General features: G+C 61.4%; 12 protein-coding genes. 8 read left to right on the top strand and 4 right to left on the bottom strand.

All coding sequences use genetic code 11. The annotated features are described in order from the left end of the window. The first annotated feature begins 254 nt into the window (after window positions 1-254). Window positions 255-971, top strand: coding sequence for a YoaK family protein (locus tag DWZ15_RS09765; RefSeq protein ID WP_089572184.1), 717 nt, complete (start codon window positions 255-257; stop codon window positions 969-971). Between the two features lie 121 nt (window positions 972-1092). Here DWZ15_RS09765 and DWZ15_RS09770 read toward each other — a convergent pair whose 3' ends face one another. Continuing rightward, window positions 1093-1629: a hypothetical protein gene (locus DWZ15_RS09770; RefSeq protein WP_117639794.1), complete on the bottom strand. Its 537-nt coding sequence runs from the start codon at window positions 1627-1629 to the stop codon at window positions 1093-1095. Window positions 1630-2044: 415 nt separating this feature from the next. Here DWZ15_RS09770 and fucO point away from each other — a divergent pair, with 415 nt between their 5' ends. The 3 genes from fucO to DWZ15_RS09785 all read left to right on the top strand — a co-directional run bounded on the left by fucO (window position 2045) and on the right by DWZ15_RS09785 (window position 6006). Then, the gene (fucO, locus tag DWZ15_RS09775) at window positions 2045-3211 is read left to right on the top strand and encodes a lactaldehyde reductase (protein ID WP_022094861.1); all 1167 of its coding nucleotides are present in this window, start codon (window positions 2045-2047) and stop codon (window positions 3209-3211) included. 264 nt (window positions 3212-3475) lie between these two features. Further along, the gene (locus DWZ15_RS09780; RefSeq protein WP_089572259.1) at window positions 3476-4495 is read left to right on the top strand and encodes a M42 family metallopeptidase; all 1020 of its coding nucleotides are present in this window, start codon (window positions 3476-3478) and stop codon (window positions 4493-4495) included. Between the two features lie 137 nt (window positions 4496-4632). Continuing rightward, window positions 4633-6006 carry a DNA-binding protein gene (locus tag DWZ15_RS09785; protein WP_117564505.1) on the top strand — a complete coding sequence of 458 codons (1374 nt, stop codon included), beginning with the start codon at window positions 4633-4635 and terminating at the stop codon, window positions 6004-6006. 8 nt (window positions 6007-6014) lie between these two features. Here the strand turns inward: DWZ15_RS09785 and mnmA are convergent, their stop codons facing one another. Beyond that, a complete protein-coding gene (gene mnmA / locus DWZ15_RS09790) occupies window positions 6015-7238 on the bottom strand; it encodes a tRNA 2-thiouridine(34) synthase MnmA (RefSeq protein ID WP_255413210.1) in 1224 nt (407 codons plus the stop codon). Between the two features lie 57 nt (window positions 7239-7295). After that, window positions 7296-8234, bottom strand: a complete 939-nt coding sequence (gene cysK / locus DWZ15_RS09795; RefSeq protein WP_117564503.1) for a cysteine synthase A — start codon at window positions 8232-8234, stop codon at window positions 7296-7298. Between the two features lie 253 nt (window positions 8235-8487). Between cysK and DWZ15_RS09800 the strand changes: the two genes are divergently transcribed. After that, window positions 8488-8916, top strand: coding sequence for an Rrf2 family transcriptional regulator (locus DWZ15_RS09800; protein WP_117637349.1), 429 nt, complete (start codon window positions 8488-8490; stop codon window positions 8914-8916). A gap of 137 nt (window positions 8917-9053) precedes the next feature. Here DWZ15_RS09800 and DWZ15_RS09805 read toward each other — a convergent pair whose 3' ends face one another. Beyond that, complete coding sequence (locus DWZ15_RS09805; RefSeq protein WP_117583967.1) at window positions 9054-9419, bottom strand: phage holin family protein; 366 nt, start codon at window positions 9417-9419, stop codon at window positions 9054-9056. Window positions 9420-9741: 322 nt separating this feature from the next. On the opposite strand from DWZ15_RS09805, the gene DWZ15_RS09810 reads away from it, so the two are divergent. The 3 genes from DWZ15_RS09810 (at window position 9742) to DWZ15_RS09820 (ending at window position 16922) form a co-directional block, all read left to right on the top strand. Further along, window positions 9742-10041 carry a YerC/YecD family TrpR-related protein gene (locus tag DWZ15_RS09810; protein WP_022094855.1) on the top strand — a complete coding sequence of 100 codons (300 nt, stop codon included), beginning with the start codon at window positions 9742-9744 and terminating at the stop codon, window positions 10039-10041. Between the two features lie 155 nt (window positions 10042-10196). Continuing rightward, window positions 10197-13295 carry a PD-(D/E)XK nuclease family protein gene (locus DWZ15_RS09815; protein WP_118450732.1) on the top strand — a complete coding sequence of 1033 codons (3099 nt, stop codon included), beginning with the start codon at window positions 10197-10199 and terminating at the stop codon, window positions 13293-13295. A gap of 3 nt (window positions 13296-13298) precedes the next feature. Continuing rightward, entirely contained in the window at window positions 13299-16922 is a 3624-nt protein-coding gene (locus tag DWZ15_RS09820; protein ID WP_118450734.1) for a UvrD-helicase domain-containing protein, read from the top strand. Window positions 16923-17009 lie beyond the last annotated feature (87 nt).

The raw sequence follows: 17009 nt of genomic DNA on the forward strand, positions 1-17009 counted from the left end.
AACGGAAAAGAGCCGCCCTTTCGGACGACTCAAACTGTAATGGGGCTAAAAAGACTGGTGGAGTACATGGGCTGGCGGATCGGCGTGTCGATGCGGGTGTGGCGCCGCGCCCGCCGTTTGTTTCCAGACTGTGTATCTGCGCGTTGGGGAGCCCGTCTCGCGCGCACGCCATGTTGTCAATGGGTTACAGTATGAACGGCGGCCATGTCTCCGCCAACGCACGAGAGGGTCGTCAACAAGGAGGCCGCACGACGATGCAGCGTGCCAAGCAGATATCGGAGTCCATCGAGCTGGGCATCATTCTGGCGCTCGCCGGTGGCTTTATGGACGTGTATTCGTACATTGGGCGCGATCATGTTTTCGCCAACGCGCAGACAGGCAACATCTTGTTGGTGGGCGTGAGCATCTCGGAGGGTAATTGGGCGCTCGCGGGACGCTATTTCTTCCCCGTGGTGTCGTTTGCCGTGGGCATTATGCTTGCCGACCTGGTACACGAGCGTTTTGGCAGCGTGATTCACTGGCGCCAGGTGACGGTGTTTTTTGAAGCTGTTATCTTGCTGGGCGTGAGCTTTATCCCGGGCGGCGATTTCAACCTGCTCGCCAACTGCCTTACTTCGTTTGCCTGCGGTATGCAGGTCGAGAGTTTCCGCAAGATTCATGGACACGGCATCGCCACGACCATGTGTATCGGCAACCTCCGTAATGCCTTGCAAAACGTGGACGACTACATCATTACCCATAAGCGTGGCTTTTTGGAAAACGGCCTGCTGTACTTTGGCGTGATCTTTACCTTTGTGTTTGGCGCTGTGTTGGGCAACTGGTGTATTGAGCGCATGGGCCTGCACGCCATCGTCGTGGCGAGCGTGCTGCTGTTTGTCGCGTTTGCCATCATGTTTATCGACCGCGAGCGCGACTTGCGTTTTCGCTGGAAGGTTGCGGCCGAGGCTTGGAAAGAGGGCTGCCGAAAGTAACCGAATGCGGCAAAGGGACAGCCCCTTTGCCGCATTATTTTTCATCTCTATGTAGTACAGCTTCAGGAGCCAGAAAAAACTATCTAGCTCCTGAATGTTGTTACGAACTGCTTTTTGCAATTTATTCGAGATGCTCTTCAATCCGAGCCCTCAGAAGGGCAATGGCTGTGGGTATTCCAATTGCGGCGGCTAATTCGGCTTTATCCAAAACCTGTATGTTAAAGCACGATTGTTTATCACATTGAAGGACGTTAACTGAAGATAGCTTCACTTCCCGTTGACTGAATATATCGTAATCTCCAAATAGGAAGTTACCTTTTATTGTGTAATTCGGTATGTTCGTTACGCACTTCATCTCAAGTCTGTTTAGGCCATAATCGAACACCGCAACTTCCTTGTGTTCGATGATGAGCGCAACCCTGGGCATGTTACTAAAACCACCGTCGACGACAGTAAAGAGCTTTTCATTTGCATCGTCATAAACGGTGTATTTAAGACTCAATAGCTGTCCTAGTGGACCCGTGAACCCATGTCTTTTGATGTTGAGGTTGTCTCCCGCTGGGTTGACGAGAGCCAGAGCATGCGGATAAGGGTTACCTTCAATTGAGATTCGATATTCGTTTGTAGCCGTCTTGCTCGATTTAGGACCAGTAGCCATCACGCGTCATCGCCTCGATCGAATTGGAACCGTCTTCTGCTTCGTGCGGAGAATTACGCTGTATGTTGCAGTACATGCAGCTGCAATAACCGCATGGGCAATTTCTAACAAAATGAATGACACTATTTGCTGCATGCATATTAATTACTATAACGTATCCTTTTATAAACGTATTGTCAAACATATATTGCTAAAACAGAAACAATTTATAGACTGAGTTGGTCGTATTCTTTGGGCAATTGCTCCTATAATCTAGCCTTCGCTGCAGTCGGGAGGGAAGGACTGGGGCTCCGTTATTATGTTGAAACGCTTTAACACTTTTGACGTTCTCATGCATTTTTTGTTTCAAAAGCGTTAGGATGGGACACATAGCGTGGGGCGTAATGGGCGCCCCGCACACGATGGGAGGCTATCAATGGCTAATCGTTTCGTTCTCAACACCATTTCTTATCATGGTTCTGGCGCCATCAAGGAGATCCCCGGCGAGCTCCAGCGTCGTGGCTACAAGAAGATCTTCGTCTGCTCCGACCCCGACCTGGTCAAGTTTGGCGTTACCGCCAAGGTAACCGACGAGCTCGACGCCGCCGGTATTGCTTGGAGCCTCTACTCCGAGATTAAGCCCAACCCCACCATCCAGAACGTCAAGGACGGCGTCGAGGCCTTTAAGGCCGCCGAGGCTGACGCTATCGTGACCATCGGTGGTGGCTCCTCCATGGACACCGCCAAGGCTATCGGCATCATCATCAACAACCCCGAGTTCGCCGATGTCCGCAGCCTCGAGGGCGTTGCTCCGACTAAGAACCACGCTGTGTTCACCATCGCCGTGCCGACGACCGCCGGTACCGCTGCCGAGGTAACCATCAACTACGTCATCACCGACCCCGAGAAGGTCCGCAAGTTCGTGTGCGTCGACACCAACGACGCCCCTGAGGTCGCCGTCGTCGACCCCGACATGATGGCTTCCATGCCCGCCGGCCTGACCGCTTCCACTGGCATGGACGCTCTGACCCACGCCATCGAGGGCTACACCACCAAGGGCGCTTGGGAGCTCTCCGACATGTTCCACTTTGAGGCTATTAAGCTGATCAGCGAGAACCTGCGCGACTCCGTTGCCGAGGCCAAGTCCGGCCAGCCCGGCTCCGGCCGCGAGGGCATGGCTCTTGGTCAGTATGTCGCCGGCATGGGCTTCTCCAACGTTGGCCTGGGCATCGACCACGCCATGGCTCACACCCTGTCCGCTCACTACGACACTCCGCACGGCGTCGCTTGCGCCATGCTGCTGCCGATCGCCATGGAGTTCAACAAGCCGGTTTGCGCCGAGCGCCTGGCCAAGGTCGCCGTCGCCATGGGCGTTGACACCACGGGCATGAGCACCGACGAGGCCGCCGACGCCGCCATCGCCGCCGTTAAGCAGCTCTCTGCCGACGTGAACATCCCGCACGTCTGCGAGGCCATGAAGGCCGACGAGATCGAGGTCCTGGCCAAGGACGCCATGGCCGACGCCTGCTTCCCGGGTAACCCGCGCGAGGCGACGCTCGACGACGTTATCGAGCTCTTCAAGAAGATCTGCCCGGCTGCTTAACCTGGTTCGGCGGGCCCCGCCCGTTAGCCCCAGAATCGTCCTCGGACATGTCGGAAGCCCCCGCTGCGCACTTCGTGCGGCGGGGGCTTCCTCCGTCCTGCGGAAAGATTGTGGGGCTAACGGGCAGGGGCCTGCCGGCTCGTTATCGTGACGGGCGCAGCTCTGGGGAGCTCGATGGGTTGTCTCTCTGGGTAAATAAATGTGCGTGGTGGTATTGTTGCTGTGGGTTTAATTCGATATGAAAGGGTGACTTTGGTGTCCCAGATGGATTCTACGCTCTCCTATATTGCTGAGCAGTTGAAGGCGCTTACCTCGATTGCTTCGCCTACGGGCTATACCCGTGCGGCGACTGATTATCTAATGGAGACCCTGCGCGATATGGGCTTTGGGCCTGAGCGTTCTAATAAGGGTAACGTGCTGGTTGAACTTGGCGGCGAGGGCGAGCCGCTCGTATTGGCGAGCCATGTCGATACCCTGGGCGCCATGGTGCGCTCCATTAAGGACAATGGTCGCTTGCGTCCCACGACGCTCGGCGGGCACCAGTGGTCTACGGCCGATGGCGAGAACTGCACCGTCTACACGCGTGACGGCAATGTGTATACGGGTGTGGTCCTCAACACCGAGCCTTCGGCGCACGTGGCCGATGAACCGGTCAAGACCATCGAGAAGAACATGGAGATCTTGCTCGACGAGAACGTTGACAGCAAAGACGATGTGCTCGAGCTGGGTATTCAGACGGGCGATATCATCGCTATGGATCCGCGCACCACGGTGACGGAGAGTGGCTACATCAAGAGCCGCTTCCTGGATGACAAGCTGTCGGCGTCGATTCTGCTGGGTTTGGCTCGCGCCGTTGCCGACGGCGAGGTGACCCTCTCGCGTAAGGTGTCGCTGCTCTTTACCGTGTACGAGGAGGTCGGCCACGGCGGTGCCTTTGTGCCGGCCGACACGCGCGAGATGATCAGCGTTGACATGGGCTGCGTGGGCGACGACCTGGGCTGCACCGAGCGCATGGTGTCGATTTGCGCCAAGGATTCGGGCGGTCCGTACAACTACGACCTGGTAACCACGCTGTCCAACATCGCGCGCGAGCTGGAGCTCGATTACGCCATCGATGTGTACCCGCATTACGGTTCCGACGTCGAGGCCACGCTTTCGGCCGGTTACGATATCCGTCACGGCCTGATCGGCCCCGGCGTGTACGCGAGCCACAACTACGAGCGCAGCCACATTGACGGCGTGCGCAACACCTACGAGCTCGTCCGCGCCTACGTGCAGCGCTAGGGGAGCAGCTTGCGACTCGGCTGACCAATCACTAAGGCCCGTTTTTCGGGCCTTTTTTCGCTTTGGGCTGTTTAGTATTATGATGTATGTAATCTATTAACTAAACGTGTAAATTACTTAACGAGGTGATGCGGTGTATGGATACGTCTGAGTACTTATCTATGGGTGATGCCGCCCGCCTGTTGGGCGTTACGAAAGCCCGCATATCGCAACTTGCCGCATCGGGGACGCTTGTGTGCGATATTGTGGGCGGCCGGAAGATGGTCGAGTACAATTCTGCGACCGCCTACCAAAAGGTCCGCAAGCGAGGACGCCGTCCTGCGGCTGATGTGGGACGCAAGTTTACGCTGATGTCGGCCGACCATGAGATCGCGCATGTCTCATTTGATCCGACGCGTGAGTTTCCCTTCGAAATCGCCGAGGTCCTCGATGCGCAACGAATGCCGTTTGGCACATGCTCGAGCTCTTCTCCTACGGTGAATAAACGGGAGCTCAACGTGTGGTGGAGCCATCGGTCGGTGCCTGACGTCCGCCCTGGACTCGTCTCGCGCTATCGTGAACTGGGAATTGCCAATGGCATCGAGGTTCCGGTTCGGTGCCTGGGCTTATCGCTTTCGGATTGTTATTGGCTGCGGCCGGCCGATTGCGTCGAACTCAAATGGCAAAGCATCAATTACTTTGAGAACGAATTTGAGCGATCGGCGCCCGAAGAGCGTTCGGGTTGGCTGGAAGGCATCGGTCTAAAAAATCCGGATAACACGTCCGAGGGCGAGCTCCCTAAATCGTGGATGATCCGAAACGGCATTCGCGTTTTGGCTAAAGGGTGCGGGATGGACGATCAGCGTCCCTTTAACGAGGCGGTTGCAACGGCTCTACATCGTCGCTTGCTTTCCAAGGGGGAGTTTGTTCCTTACGCGGTTGAGCGCATATTCGATGGCCCTGTGTGTCTGTGCGACGACTTTCTTGACGGCCGCGAGGAATACGTTCCGGCTGTTTACGTTAAGGGCGTACTTGGTAGTCAGCGGGGAAACTCGACGTACGACCGGTACTGTTGCTACCTCGGCAAGCATGGTGTCGGTGAGGCCGCTGTGAGAAGGTCTATGTCGCAGATGATTGTCTGCGATGCCCTTTTGGCCAACAGCGACCGCCATTGGCGAAACTTCGGCATCATCCGCAATGTCGACACCCTGGAGATAAAACCTGCTCCGCTGTTCGATAGCGGCAACTGCCTGTGGTATAACGTACCAACTGCCGTGCTCGCAGCTGGGGAGTTTGGGTTTTCCGCTAAGCCGTTTGGGCCCGACCCTTCCGTCCAGCTGGCGCTTGCGGACTCGCTCGATTGGTTCGATTCATCGCGGCTCAACGGATTTGTTGATGAGGCGATCGAGATTCTTTCGCAGAGCAAATGGGCCACGGCGGAGGGTCGACTCGAGGCCATCCGCCGCGGCCTCGAGCGTCGCGTAATCGAGGTTGGTGCCGCTGTTGAGGTACTTCGACACGTGCAGCGATAAACCCGCGGCTACTTAAGTGCGCCGGCCACCGTGCCGCCGCCCAGGACGATGTCGCCGCGGTAGACTACGACTGCCTGGCCGGGGGCGATGGCTCGCTGCGGCTCGTCAAAAGTTAGCAGCATTTGTCCGTCTTCATCACGCGTAAGGGTTGCTGCCTGGTCTTTCTGTCGGTAGCGGTATTTGGCGCCCACGCGAATGCCGCCGGCATCCAGCTCGGCCTCCATGTGGTCGGCAGGGGCGCTCCAAATCCAGTCGTTGGCTGTGAGCGCTGTGGCCGTCAGGTCCTCGGCCTCGCCCAGATGCACGATGTTGTTGGCGGCATCGACGCCCGTTACGTACACGGGGTGCGCCATCGCGACGCCCAGGCCCTTGCGCTGGCCTATGGTATAGCGCAAGGCGCCATTGTGGCTTCCGACCACGCTGCCGTCGCGCCACACGATATCGCCCGGTGCAGCGGCGTGTCCGCAGCGGCGCTCGATATAGCCCGCATAGTCGCCGTCCGGGATAAAGCAGATATCCTCGCTCTCGGCCTTCTTGGCGTTGATGAAGCCCTGCTCGGCGGCAATGCGGCGCACATCGCACTCTTTGTCCAGCCCTGCCAGCGGAAAAATCGTGCGCGCCAGGCGCTCCTGCGTAAGCGAATACAAAAAGTAGCTTTGGTCCTTTTTGGGATCTTCGCCGCGATGTAGCTGCCAGGTGCCATCTGCCGCTTGGCTTGTTTTGGCGTAATGGCCCGTGGCGATATAGTCGCAGCCCATGTCCAGCGCCGCATCGAGCAGCGCGCCAAACTTAATGTGGCGGTTGCAGATGATGCACGGATTGGGCGTCAGCCCCTCCTGGTAGGCGTTCACAAAGCGCTCGATCACGTTACGGTCGAAGGTTTGCTGCAAGTCGAGCACGTGATGGGGTATTCCCAGGCGCCCGGCGACGGCCTTCGCGTCAGCGATGTCGCGATCGACTTTGCTCATGCCCGTGACGGGATCGGGCGCGGGACAGGTGAGGCGCATGGTGGCACCGACACATTCGTAACCCTGATTTTTGAGCAGATACGCGGTCACGCTGGAATCGACGCCGCCGCTCATGGCGACGAGCACGCGCTTGTTGTGCATGGGGAGGTTCTCCTTGGTGGCATGTGGCCAAAAAAGAAAAGCGGCGCGGGAGGCTGGTTCCGCGCCGCAGACATTGTAGCAAGTTCGGGCGTCCTGTGGGACACCCTGTTGGGATGAGCTCAGGCTGTCAGAAGAGAGGGGAGACCGGCGTGCCTTGGACTCGTTCTAGGAACGAGAGCTCTAGTCCTGGAAGAGTGCCGTGGACAGGTAGCGCTCGCCGGTGTCGGCGAGCAGCGCCACGATGGTCTTGCCCTCGTTCTCGGGGCGCTTGGCCAGCTGCAGTGCGGCCCACACGGCGGCGCCGGACGAAATGCCCACGAGCACGCCCTCCTTGTGGCCCACGGCGCGGCCGGTGGCAAAGGCGTCGTCGTTCTCGACGGGGATGATCTCGTCGTAGACCTGGGTGTCGAGGACGTCGGGCACAAAGCCGGCACCGATACCCTGGATCTTGTGCGGGCCGGCCTGGCCTTTAGAGAGCACCGGGGAGGTGGCGGGCTCGACGGCGACGACCTGAATCTCGGGGTTTTGCTCCTTGAGGAACTCGCCCACGCCGGTCACGGTGCCGCCGGTGCCGACGCCGGCGACGAAGATGTCGACCTTGCCGTCGGTGTCGCCCCAGATCTCGGGGCCGGTCGTGGCCTTGTGAATGGCCGGGTTGGCGGGGTTTACAAACTGGCCGGCGATGATGCTGTTGGGGGTCTCCTTCTGCAGCTCTTCGGCCTTGGCGATAGCGCCCTTCATGCCTTTGGAGCCGTCGGTGAGCACGAGCTGCGCACCGTATGCCTGCATCAGCTTGCGGCGCTCGACAGACATGGTCTCGGGCATGGTGATGATCACCTTGTAGCCGCGGGCGGCCGCCACCGAGGCGATGCCGACGCCGGTGTTGCCGCTCGTGGGCTCGATGATGGTGTAGTCGCCGCCACGCACGAGCTTGCCTGCCTTCTCGGCCTCGTCAATCATGTTCTTGGCGACGCGGTCTTTAACGGATCCGGCGGGGTTGAAGTATTCCAGCTTGACGAGCACGCGGGCCTTGAGGTCCTCATCGGCCTCAAAGTGAGTGAGCTCCAGAAGCGGAGTGTGGCCGATAAGCTGATCGATGGACGTGTAAACCTTGCTCATGGTGAACCTCCAAAGTGTTCAAATGACTGGATACCGTGTGGTTTTACGGTGTGTGTAGCAACGAAACCCACAAACCTTATGGGTTGTTTGTTTTGCTGTTGGCAAGCATAGTAGGCACTAAAGCCTAGTAATGCAATAGGAAATAGAAGATTATTACGAGTCGATTAACCATCTTGACGGGAATAGGTATTTTCAAAACCAATATTTCGGCTAGAATTTCTACGAATTAAAAGACCGAAAGGCAGCAATATATATGTTGGTTTCCACAAAGGGCAGATATGCCCTGCGCGTTATGGTCGACCTGGCCGAGCACCAGGCGGCAGGCCGCATTCCCCTCAAAGAGATCGCCGCGCGTCAGGGGATTTCGGAGAAGTATCTGGAGAACATTTTGGCCACACTCGTGCGCGCCAATATGCTCTCGGGCATGCGCGGCAAGGGCGGTGGTTACGTGCTCACGCGCCCGCCCGAGCAGTACACGGTGGGCGAGATTCTGCGCCTGACCGAGGGTAGTCTGGCACCGGTCGCATGCCTGGACGGCGACTGCAAGGGCTGTTCGCGTTCGGATGAGTGTCCCACACTCGATGTGTGGAAGAACCTGGACAAGCTCATCAACGACTACCTCGATGGCGTGACGCTCGATACGCTCGTCGCCCCCAGCGAGGGCTACGACTACGTCATCTAGCCCCACCTGCTATTGGGGGACGGGGTAGAAATGGTAGATTTTCCTGCCCTCTGAGGCTCGACAAATGGCAAGGCCGCCCATCGTTGCGATGGACGGCCTTCGTTTTGGCGTGTTGTGGCGGTCCGTATCCGGTCGCTTTAGTTCCGGGCGATGCTGTCGAGAATGCTGCGCATGATGGATACCAGGATGCTGCCCATAAACGCCGATCCAAAGCTGGCGATGGAGATACCCGCGCCCAGCAGATTGACCGACAGGTAGCTGGCCAGCTCGAGCATAAAGCTGTTGACCACAAGCTGAAAAATACCAAGCGTGATAATAGTGAGTGGCAGCGAGATGACCGTCAGGAACGGCTTAACGAGCGAGTCGACGATGTTGAGGAACAGTCCCACGAAGGCAAAGCAGACCCAGGCGTCGGCCATGCCGAAGGGCTGAATGCCGGGGACGAGAAACGTTGCGATCGCGATGGCGATTGAGGTCAAAAGCCAGTTGAGCATAAAGCGCATGGTGTGAATCCTTTCTTGCGCATGGCGTGGTGAGGGAGCGTGAGAGGCACATGCCTTTGCAACTTGGATGGGTGCGGGGCACGGCCCTGTTTGGGCGCCCATTGTCTCAGATATTCGTGGAGCTTGCGTGCGCATTCGGTTTCAAAACGGCGTTCGTCCTAGAAAACGTGCCGCTGGCAGAGAGTCTTGTCGCTTTAGTTTGGTGGTGTGCTAAACTGCTACGGGCAAAAGCCATAGGCGTTGCCCTATTGCATAGAACGGGCGAACGATGCCCGATGTCAGTATCAACTTCGATGCCTTTTGGCGGGTTTGGCGGTGATCGATGAATATCGAGAACATGTTTGACAAGCCTGATGTCAAGCAGCTGGTCCACGCATTTAGCCTTTTGGACGACGAGAAAGATATCCAAGCGTTTTTGACCGATATCTGCACGCCGCGCGAGATTTGCGATCTATCGCAGCGTCTGCAGGTCGCGCGTTATCTGGACGAGGGCGAGCCCTATGTCGAGGTTCAGGCGCGTACCGGCGCTTCGTCCACCACGGTGAGCCGTGTGTCCAAGGCGCTCAACGGCGAGTACGGTGGCTACCGCAAAATCCTCATTAAGCTGGAGGATGGCGAGTAGGCCGCGCCAAAAACGAATTGTGCAAAACCGCTCCTCCGGGGGCGGTTTTTTGATCCCTCGGGGACGGAGGAAATCTGTTGGCGTGGGGCAAATCTGTCCGCGTGGGCGGGTAGGATGGATGCATTGATTATTGCGAACGGTTTGAGTGGAGGACCATGCCTGTTCGAATCTATACCACTAATGCCGGCACGGATTTGAGCGATGCCGAGGCGGCGTTGCTCGCCGACCTGGTCGCCCGCCACGGGCGTGCTGTTTTGCTGGCGCCCTCGTTTGCTGAGCTCGACCTGTGCCGTCACGATGCTGCGGTTGCTGGCGCCTCGCTGGGCGTTGACTACAAAACCCCCGCGTCGTGGCTTCGTTCGTTGTGGGAGCTTATGGGCGATGGCCGCAGCTTCGTCGACAACATGCAGCGCCAGATGCTGTTCTCGGACATGATTGCCCGTCGCGACGATGCCGGCCTGCAGCCGCTTTCGCGCAGTCAGGGTACGGTGCGCATGCTCGCGCGCATGGCCCGCGATGTGCTGCCGGGCGTAGCGGGAACGGGTGCCGAGCGCTGCCGCGGCGACGTTTGCCAGCCCGATCCCAAGAGTGACGCCGAGGCCCGCGTGTTCGAGCTGTTGAGCGCCTATGCGAGCGGCTTGGACCGTCGGGACATGGTCGAGCCCTGCGAGGCGGCTGACCTTATGGGCGAGGTGCTGGCCGACAACCTTCCGGCGTGCGTCCGCGCCGTATGCGTGCGCGGTATCACGTCGTTTACGCACGGCCTGCTCGAGTTGCTGTCGGCCGTGGCGAACAATGGGGGAGAGGTCGTTGTGCTGCTTGCCCGCGAGCAGGCGGCAATGCGCGAGGAACTTGCCGCGGCATTTGATGCCCGCGGTGTGCTGTTTGAGGCCGCGCCGCTGGGCGAGGGTGCCGCCGCGCCCCAGACTGCCTCCAAGTCCGCCGCTCAGCCTACCTTTGTAGAGGTTGCCGGCCCTCACGCCCGCGCCCACGCCTATGTGGATGTAATCGATGAGCTGGTAAAAACGCGTGAGGACGCCGCGGTCGACGGCGGTGTCGCGGCGTCCGCGGACCCCGCGCGCGTGCTCGTGGTGTCTGCCCGGGCGCCTCAGCTGTTCGGTGAACTCGCTGCCCGTTTGGCGGCGCGTCACATTGCGGCCGAGGCAACCGAGTTCACGGCGTTTTCCCAATCCATTGCGGGCGGGCGGTTTGCGGCGCTTGCCGGCCTGATCGAGCGCATGAAGGCCGCCGATGAGGGCATGGCGTCAAAGACCGAGTGGTGGCCCGCGCCGGAGCTTACCGACTGGATTTACAGTCCGCTTTCGGGCGCCGACGCCGCCAGCGCGCGCACCTTCGACAAGAACATGCGCCTGTCGCGCGGCAAGACCACTGCGGGCGTCAAGAGCTTGCTGCAGAGCGTGCAGGGCCAGGTCAGGGGCACGCGCAAGGCTGCCAGTGATGAGAACCGGTTTAAGAACGTGCCGTGCGTGGTCTCGGACGTGTTCCAAGCGCTGTGGCGCGACAAGCCCGTGACGGCGCTCAAGGCAATGCTCGCCGTCGCCGAGGCGCTGCCCGATCGCGCTCTAGGCGGCCTTGACGGCCAGGCCTGTCGCCAGGCGGAGACCGCCCTGCTGCGACATGCCATCGACATCCTTATGAACGACGCCCGCGCGCTCGACGTGTCGCAGGCCGCGACCGTGCCCGTGCTCGACGGCGTCCGTACCAAGGTGGACAAGCGCAGCACCGCATACGATTACGAGACCTACGAGGTCGACCGCGCGCCGCGCGCCCAGGCGCGCTTTGCGTCGCTTGCCGATGCGGTAGCCCTGCGCCCCGACAGCTACGATGCCGTGCTGTTTGCCGACGTCGATCTGGACAGTTACCCGCTCTCACATGAGGAGGGCCCGCTAGCTACGCTGACGGCCGAGCTGGGTCGCAGCGGCGTGACGCTTGAGCCCGCGGCCCTGCTGCGCGTGCGCTTTGGCCGCGCGATGCAGGCGGCACGCGGCCCCGTTGTGCTCGCCCGCGTGACCCACGATCGCCAGGCGCGTGAGTGCTATCCGGCTGCCGTGTGGACCGAGTTGCGGGCGCATGCCGAGGCCGCTGGCACAGCCAAGGTTGCGTGCGCGGGCGAGGGCGGTATCGTCGCCGATTTTGATCCAGCGGCCGGCGAGGGCATCGAGTGCAAGCGTGTTGCGTGCGAGGCTCCTCAGCATTTGAGTGAGGCGGCTGTGCCGTACCTGGTCCTGCGTCGCCGCGATGGCGAGGGCGAGAACGCGCCGCTCGTGCCGCGTCTGACGTCCGCCTCGCAGATTGAGGCGTACTCGACGTGCCCGCTGTGCTGGTTCGTGTCGTATCGCGTGAAGCCTCAGTCCATCGACGCGGGCTTTGGAAATATGGAGAAGGGCAACTTTGTCCACGATGTGCTGGAGCACCTGCATGCCCGTCTGCCCCAGGAGGGCATGGAGCGCGTGACGCCCGAGAATCTGCCGCGCGCTCAGGAGCTGCTGCGCGAGGTCTTTGACGAGACGTTGGCCGAGCACGCCGGCAAGCGCGGCACGGAGGGCCCGCTGGTGCCGCTCTCTGCGGTGGAGGAGCGCCAGGTGGCCGAGATCTTGCCGCAGTTGGAGGGCGTGCTTGCCTACGAGTCCGAGGCACTTGCCCCCTTTGTCCCACGCTACCTGGAGTTCGCCTTCAACGAGCTCAAGGTCGAGTATGCCGGTTGGCCGCTCGGCGGGCGCATCGACCGCGTGGACGTGGACGCCGAGAATCGTGCCGTGGTGATCGACTACAAGCATCGCACGGGCGTCGAGGAGTTTAAGCTCGCCGACCCTACGGTGCGCGACGAGGAATCGGGCACGGCGCCCATCGACGATCCGCGCTGGTTGCCGCCGCATACCCAAACGCTTATCTACGCCCAGGCCATGCGCCGGGCGCTGGATTTGGACACCCGCGCGGCGCTCTACTTTTCGACCAAGGGCGGTAAGCCGGCGTTGCGCGGTGCCGCGAGCGCCGAGCTGCTCGAGGAAGAGCGCGGCGACGGTCGCATCCCGGGCCTTAAGAAAGGTTTCCCCGGCGAGGGTGGCAGCATGGACTTCGACGCCCTGCTCGATCGCGTGGAGGCCGGCATCGCCGAGCGCCTGCGCGAGCTCGAGGCAGGCAACGTTGCCGCCGTCGACCCGACGTCGGCGCAGGCCGCGCATGCGCGCTGCTCGTATAACCACGAAGGAACGTTTGTAAGGAGGGACGTGTAGACCATGGATCTTTCGACTTTGATGCCGCAACAGCTGCAGATCGTCAAAACGCTCGACCGTCCGCTGTTTGTCTCGGCGGGCGCCGGTTCGGGCAAGACCTTTACCCTCACGCGCCGCATCGTCTACGCGCTCTCGCCCGAATCCGGTTCGTTCGTTGAGCATCTGGACCAGGTGCTCGCCATTACCTTTACCAAAGATGCCGCGGCCGAGATCCGTGACCGCGTGCGCCGCGCGCTCATCGACGAGGGCATGGACGAGGAGGCCCTGACCGTCGACGATGCGTGGATCTCGACCATTCACGGCATGTGCTCGCGTATCCTGCGCGCACACGCGTTGGAGCTGGGCATCGACCCCGAGTTCACGGTGCTCACCGATACCGACGAGCTTATGGACCAGGCTGTTGAGCATGTGCTGGCCCGCGCGACGGTGCCCGATGCCGCCCCCGAGCTCGCCGCTTCGCTTAAAAGCCTCTACGCCTGGTATCCCATGGCGGGCGAGGGCGGGCCGTTTGGTGCCGGCACCACCATTAAAGGCCTGGTGCGCGACCTGTTGGAGCTATCGAGCCAGCTGCCGGGCGGTATGGACGACGTGTGCGTGGCGCGCGGCCAGGCCGATACCTCGGCACTCGCCGATGCCTATCGATCGGCGCTGGGCGCAAGCAAGGCCGCGACCGAGAAGGCGCAGACGGCACTCGACGCCATCGACGCGTTTGAGGCGAGCGGCAAAACCATGGAGGATGCGGCGCGACTCATGATGTCGTGCGCCATGCCGCGGGCGAGCAAGGCGTTCCCCAAGGAGCAGGTCGAGCTGCTCAAGGCCGAGGCCGCCGATGCGTTTATCAATATCGTGCTTGCCTGTGGTGGCCCGGCGCTTGATGCACTGGTGGGCTTGGCCCGCTCTGTAGAGGCTGAGTACCGCACGCTCAAGGCTGCCCAGTCTGCCCTCGACAACAACGACCTGCTGCGCATGGCCTATGAGGCCCTGCGCGACTACCCGGCTATTCGAGCGGCCTACGAGGGCCGCTTTAAGATGGTCATGATCGACGAGTTCCAGGATACCGACCAGATGCAGGTCGATTTGATACGCTATCTGACGGGTGCGGGGGAGCGCGCGCTGTGCACCGTGGGCGATGCGCAGCAGTCGATCTATCGCTTCCGCGGCGCCGAGGTCGAGGTCTTCCGTCGCCAGGAGCGCAAGGTGGGCCTGTCTGCCGCGCCCGAGGCGACTGCCGTGGCCGACGCCCCTGCTGGCGAGCTCGTCAAGCTCGTGCGCAACTTCCGCAGCCACGACGAGGTGCTGCGTTACGTGGCACGCGTCTTCGATGGCGATGACGGCGGCCTGATGCAGGGCTTTTTGGATCTTGAGGCGAGCGACGGCCGCAAGGACACGCTGGTGGCAGACGCCTCGCGTCGCCAGGCGCTCTTTGTTGCCGGCGGCAGTACGCAGGAGCGCACACAGGCCAAGGCCCGTGCGATCGCCGAGCGATTCCGCGCGCTTGCCGATGCCGGCCAGCCCCAGGGCGGCATGGTGCTGCTACTGGGCCGCATGACCAACGCAGACGTCTACGCCCAGGCCTTCCGCGACCAGGGGCTCGACTGCGTCATCGCGGGCGGCTCAGTCTTTGCCCAAGCTGCCGAGGTTCAGACGGTGCGCGCCCTGGTTTGTGCACTCGCCAATCCGGCCGATACGGCGCAGGGCCTTATGCCGCTGCTGGCATCGCCGATGTTTGCGCTCGGCGCCCAGGAGTTCCTGGCGCTGGCGACCAAGCTCGATAGCGAGACGGGGGAGACCTCGCGCCGGAATATCGACGTGGGCATTATGAGTGATTTCGACGTGCTGGGTTTGCAAGACTTGCCGCTGGTGACGCGCGCCCGCGAGGTGCTGCGGTATGCGCTTCGTCGTGTGGGCCGCGATTCGTTCGCCGCCATCGCGCGCGACGTGGTCAACGCCTCCGGCTGGTTTGTACGCCTGGCACAGCGTGGTCCCGAGGGCAAGGCCATTGCCGCCAACGTGCTCAAGGCACTCGACGCCGTGGCCGAGGCTGAGGCTGAGTTCGGTAACTCGCCGCGTTCCATCGCGCTGGCCTTCGACCGCTTCTTGGCGGGCAAGGAGGCGCCGGGCGCGCTCAACGTGGAGGGCGACGGCGCGGTGCGCATCATGACGGTGCACGCCTCCAAGGGTCTGGAATATCCGGTCGTGGCGGTCGCCGAGTGCTTTGGCGTGCGTAAGTCCTCGGGCACGGCACAGATGGGTCGCGTCGAGGGCGGAGCGCAGGTCGTGGCGCTACCGGCACGCTTCGACGGCGTTAAGCTCGCCGACGGAACCTTTGTGAAGGGCGACGACGTTAAAAAGCAGTTTGAGCATGCGTTTAAGGGCAAGGGCACGTCGCTGTGGCTGCCGCCGGAGCTCATGGAGGACGTCTGTGCGACGGGTTCTCCCGCCGAGGCATTTGTTCGCCTGCGCAACGACGACCTGCAGCTTTCGCTCGAGGAGCGGGCCCGCTTGCTCTACGTTGCCATGACGCGTGCGCGCGAGCTGGTCATTCTGGCGATGGATGCCGGCGTGAGCCGTGGCAAGGTGACGGCGCCGACCTTCGACGTCGAGACCGATTTGACCTACGACGTGCTGCGCCGTATTTTGCCGACTGACGCTCTGGACGTGCCGCAGCTCGATAGCGACCGTTTGGTGTTCGACAACTCCCAGTCGGGCGACTACGAGCTCATCTCGCTGGCGGACTTTACGTTTGGCGAGCAGGCGTTTGAGGCTAACGCTTCACTGGATGCCGAGGGCGGGCTTGTTCGCGGCGATGCGGAGCCGGAGGGCGCCGGTGCAGATGCCCACGCCGCCGTTCCCGGTCCTGCCGACCCCGAGCCCGATGCGTTTGAGCTTGTGTATCCCCAGGCGGTGGGCGTGCGCATGGGCACCTGCCCGTTCCCGGCGCGTGACTCGTATAGCTACTCGTCAATCGCGGCAGCGCTCCATGCCGAGGCCGAGGACCGTGCCGCCGAGGCGCGCGTGCCCATGGACGAGGCTGGCGATGATGCGGAGTCGGATGGCTCGGAGACGACGGATGCGGACGTGGCTGCTGTCGAGCCCGCCGGCAATCCCATGGCGCTGGGCTCGGCCTTCCACGCTGCCTGCCAGTGGCTCATCGAGATGGGTGCCGATGAGCTGCCCACCGCGCGCGCCGAAGCGCTGGCGCGTCTGTGGCGCCTGACGCCGGAGCAGCGCGAACGCTTCGACGTTGCCCTGGACCGCTGGCTCAAGTCGGCTGTTCGTACCGACCTGCTCGCGTGGCCGTGCGTTCGCGCCGAGGTGCCGTTCTTTTCGCTGGGCTGCGAGGACGAGGACATCGCTCGCTACGGTGCATATGCCGAGGGCGCCATCGACGCTTTGGCGACGAACCCGGCGGATTCGTCATGCGCGCTGGTCATCGACTACAAGACGGGCGGCACACCGGACGAGACGCCGGATCAGCTGCAGGAGAAGCACGCCCTGCAGGCGCGCGTTTACGCCGATGTTCTGCACAAGGCGGGCTTTGAGGCCGTGACCGTCAAGTTCGTCCGCGTGGAGCAGGCCGATCCCGCCAACCCCTGCGAGCCCCAGGTGGTCACCTACAGCCTCTAGCCCTCAACAACCTGCGGTGGAATCCCTATCGATTCCACCGCAGTCTTTTTGGGACGTGTCTCTATGGTTTTGTCAACCGCGTGCTTC

This window comes from Collinsella sp. AF29-7AC (assembly GCF_003475665.1).
In the GTDB taxonomy this organism is placed as follows: Bacteria; Actinomycetota; Coriobacteriia; order Coriobacteriales; family Coriobacteriaceae; genus Collinsella.